The 3,410-nt window shown below is 53.7% G+C and carries 5 protein-coding genes; all 5 read left to right on the top strand.

Going from position 1 to position 3,410, the window contains the following annotated elements; translation table 11 throughout:
- On the top strand, positions 1 to 659 hold a 659-nt coding region (locus tag MVD07_RS00795), incomplete at its 5' end, for a HisA/HisF-related TIM barrel protein (RefSeq protein ID WP_297497306.1).
- 9 nt (positions 660 to 668) lie between these two features.
- Positions 669 to 1,298, top strand: a complete 630-nt coding sequence (hisIE, locus tag MVD07_RS00790; protein ID WP_297497303.1) for a bifunctional phosphoribosyl-AMP cyclohydrolase/phosphoribosyl-ATP diphosphatase HisIE — start codon at positions 669 to 671, stop codon at positions 1,296 to 1,298.
- Positions 1,295 to 2,299 (top strand): histidinol-phosphate transaminase, encoded by a 1,005-nt coding sequence (hisC, locus tag MVD07_RS00785; RefSeq protein WP_297497300.1) that lies wholly within the window; start codon positions 1,295 to 1,297, stop codon positions 2,297 to 2,299. The genes hisIE and hisC overlap by 4 nt, the downstream gene beginning before the upstream one ends.
- A 1-nt stretch (position 2,300) precedes the next feature.
- Positions 2,301 to 3,026 carry an HAD family hydrolase gene (locus MVD07_RS00780; RefSeq protein ID WP_297497309.1) on the top strand — a complete coding sequence of 242 codons (726 nt, stop codon included), beginning with the start codon at positions 2,301 to 2,303 and terminating at the stop codon, positions 3,024 to 3,026.
- Positions 3,023 to 3,410, top strand: a 388-nt coding sequence (locus tag MVD07_RS00775; protein WP_297497297.1) for a prephenate dehydrogenase/arogenate dehydrogenase family protein, incomplete at its 3' end; no start/stop codon positions are given. The genes MVD07_RS00780 and MVD07_RS00775, both read left to right, overlap by 4 nt.

The following is a 3,410-nucleotide window of genomic DNA, read 5'->3' as shown; positions in this document are numbered from 1 at the left end:
AGCTCGCCAAACGCTATGAGAGGGAGGGCATAGACGAGATAGTTTTCCTCGACATCACGGCCTCTTACGAGAAGAGGGGGATACTCCTCAACCTCGTTGAGAAGATTGCGGGGGAGATATACGTCCCATTCACCGTTGGTGGGGGCATAAAAACCCTCGGAGAGGCCAAGGAGATAATCAAGCACGGTGCCGATAAGGTGTTCGTAAACACCGTGGCCGTTGAGAGGCCGGAACTCGTAAAGGAGATGGCGGGTGTTATCGGAACCGCGAACCTTGTGGTGGCCATAGACGCGAAGTGGAACGGCTCCTTCTGGGAGGTCTACACCCACGGGGGAAGGAAGGCGAGGGGAATCGATGCCGTAGAATGGGCGAAAACCGTTGAGAGACTCGGAGCGGGTGAGATACTCCTGACGAGCATGGACACCGACGGAACCAAGGAGGGCTTTGACATACCGCTGACAAAAGCCGTCGCCAGTGCCGTTGATATTCCGGTGATAGCCTCTGGCGGAGCTGGAAAACCGGAGCACTTCTACGAGGCCTTTAAAGCCGGAGCCGAGGCGGGTCTGGCGGCATCGATATTCCACTACAGCGAGTACACCGTCGGCGAGCTGAAGAGGTTCTTAGCTGAGAGGGGAATCCCCGTAAGGCTGGACTACTGAGGTGGTAGAATGAGCCTTGACGAGCTAATCGAAAAAGTTGACTGGGAGAAGAACGGGGGAATCGTTCCCGTTGTAGTTCAAGACACCAAAGGGGAAGTTCTTACACTGGCCTACATGAACAGAGAAGCCCTCAAGAGAACCCTTGAGACGGGTTACGCCCACTACTACTCTCGCTCTCAGAGGAGGGTCAGGATGAAGGGCGAAGTGAGCGGGAACACCCAGAGGGTCAAGGAGATTAGAATAGACTGCGACAGCGACGCCCTGCTTCTGATAGTGGGACAAAAAGGAGTCGCCTGCCACACCGGGAACTACTCATGCTTCTACAGAAAGCTCGGCGAACCGGAGAGGGTTTTACCGATGGACTACTCCCTGACAATCCTCAGGGAGCTTGAAGAGCTGATACGGAAGAGAAAGGAAAATCCCATTGAGGGTTCTTACACATCGAAGCTCTTCAAAGAGGGCAGGGAGAGGATTTACAAAAAGTTCGGGGAAGAAGCGGTAGAAGTCCTCGTGGCGGAAACCAGGGAGGGACTGATCTACGAGACGGCCGACATGCTCTACCACCTGCTCGTTCTCCTTGCTTACAACGATGTTTCCCTCGGGGAGGTTATGGCCGAATTGAGGAGGCGGAGAAGATGATTCGCGGGCTTGTTAAGTCCTTTCAGCCCTACCGGGTCGTGGAGGGGAACTATAGGGTCTGGCTGGACAAGAACGAAAGCCCCTACGACCTGCCAGACTGGGTTAAGGAAGAAATCTTTGAGGAACTCAGGGAGATGAGCTTCAACAGGTATCCACACATCACCTCAATGCCGGCAAGAAAGGCTATAGCCGACTTCTACGGAATCTCGCCAAACAACGTTGCCGTTGGCAACGGAGGCGATGAGCTTATCAGCTACCTCGTGAGGCTCTTCGAGGGAAACTACATCGTCACAACTCCTCCAACCTTTGGAATGTACGGCTTCTACGCCAAGCTGAATGAGATTCCTCTCGTTGAGGTTCCCCTGGGGGAAGACTTCACGATTGATGGGAGGGCAATAGCGGAGAAGTCCAAAAACTCGAGGGCAGTTTTTATAGCTTCCCCCAACAACCCCACGGGGAATTTACAGCCGGGGGAGGAGATAGCTGAAGTCCTCAAAACGGGAAAACCGGTTGTCCTCGATGAGGCCTACGCGGAGTTTTCAGGAGGGAGCCTCTGGAAGCTGATTGAGGAGTACGAAAACCTCGTAGTTCTTAGGACGTTCTCAAAGGCCTTTGGACTGGCAGGGGTTAGAGCAGGTTATATGCTCGCGAGTGAAGAGGTGGTAGATGCCCTCTATCGGGTAAAGTCCCCCTTCAGCGTCGGAATCATGACGATGGCATCTATGGTTGTCATGCTGAGGCACACTGACCTGGTTGAGAAGAGAGTCAGGAAAATCATCGAGGAGCGCGAGAGGGTCAGGAAGAAGCTCGGTGACTTGGCTTACCCAAGCGACGCGAACTTTTTACTGGTCAAACTAAACGCCTACGAGGAACTCTTAGAGAGGGGAATCGTCGTCAGAAAGCTCTCGGGCAGGCTGGAGGGACACATAAGGGTGACTGTAGGGAGGAGATGGGAAAACGAGGCCTTCTTAAGGGCCGTCGAGGAGATAACGGGTGGTTGAGTTGTGGGTCGTTTTTGACATTGACGGCACGCTCATAGACGTCAGCGAGAGCTACGACACGGCCGTAAAGCTCACTGTAGAGTACTTCCTCCGGATGTTCGGCGTTGAGAAGGAGATTAACTCCAATTTGATCAGAAGGCTCCGCTCAAAGGGGTCGTTCGGTGATGACTTTAAGGTGAGCGAGGCGCTAATCCTTTTCTCGCTCGCCGGAGACGTTGAGGAACTCGTGGAGAAGTTCCCGCCCGGGGAGGGGATTAACTGGGTAAGGAACAGGTTCGGCTTCGAGATACACGGGGGGAGCATAGAGCGGGTTTTCAACACGTTCTACCTCGGGGAAGTCTATCCGGGCAGGCTCTTTGATTTTCCCGGCCTCTGGAAAAGGGAAAAGCCCCTGATAAGCCGAGAACTCCTTGAAGAACTCGGGAAAATCGCCAAAATCGGCGTTGTAACCGGAAGAAACGAGCTTGAGCTTAGGCTCGCGGAGAGAATCCTCGGTTTTCACTTTGAGCACGCGGTAACGAGGGAACTCGGCTTAAAACCAAATCCCGATCTGCTCTGGGAACTCGTTCGGGGCGAGGAAGGCGTTTACGTGGGGGACACTCTGAACGACGAGCTTTTCATCGAGAACTATAGGAAAAAATACGGGGACTTTGGCTTCGTTATGGTCGGCAGGGACGTTGAGAGCGCTTCGGTTTTCGTTGAGAACCTGCTGGAGGTGTTGAGATGAGGATTGCCGTTGTAGGTGCCGGAACAATCGGGGGTGCGATAGCAAAGGCCCTCAAAAAGGCCGGATATGAAGTCACAGCCACGAGGAGAAGGGTTGAAAAGGCAAAGGAACTAACGGAGATGGGGATAGATGTTATCCCCGACAACAGAAAGGCCGTTGAAAAGGCCGATGTGATTTTCATAGCCGTGAAGCCCAACAAGGTGGGGGAGGTTCTTGAGGAGGTCTCTGAACTAATTGAAGGGAAGCTCGTGATTTCCGTCGTTGCGGGAATATCCCTCCGGGAGCTGAAGAGGCTGGCCAATGCAAAGTTCGTCAGGGCAATGCCCAACATAGCCATCTTGGTCGGCGAATCCTTCACGGCTTATTCAACTGACCTCGAGGGGA

This window comes from Thermococcus sp., assembly GCF_027008145.1.
Lineage (GTDB): Archaea > Methanobacteriota_B > Thermococci > Thermococcales > Thermococcaceae > Thermococcus.
Note: the sequence above shows the minus strand (reverse complement) of the source record. Positions and strands in the feature narration are given on the sequence as shown.

Excerpts from the sequence above, each read along its gene's own strand:
- hisIE (WP_297497303.1), top strand. The coding sequence starts at position 669 with ATGAGCCTTGACGAGCTAATCGAAAAAGTTGACTGGGAGAAGAACGGG.
- hisC (WP_297497300.1), top strand. The coding sequence starts at position 1,295 with ATGATTCGCGGGCTTGTTAAGTCCTTTCAGCCCTACCGGGTCGTGGAG.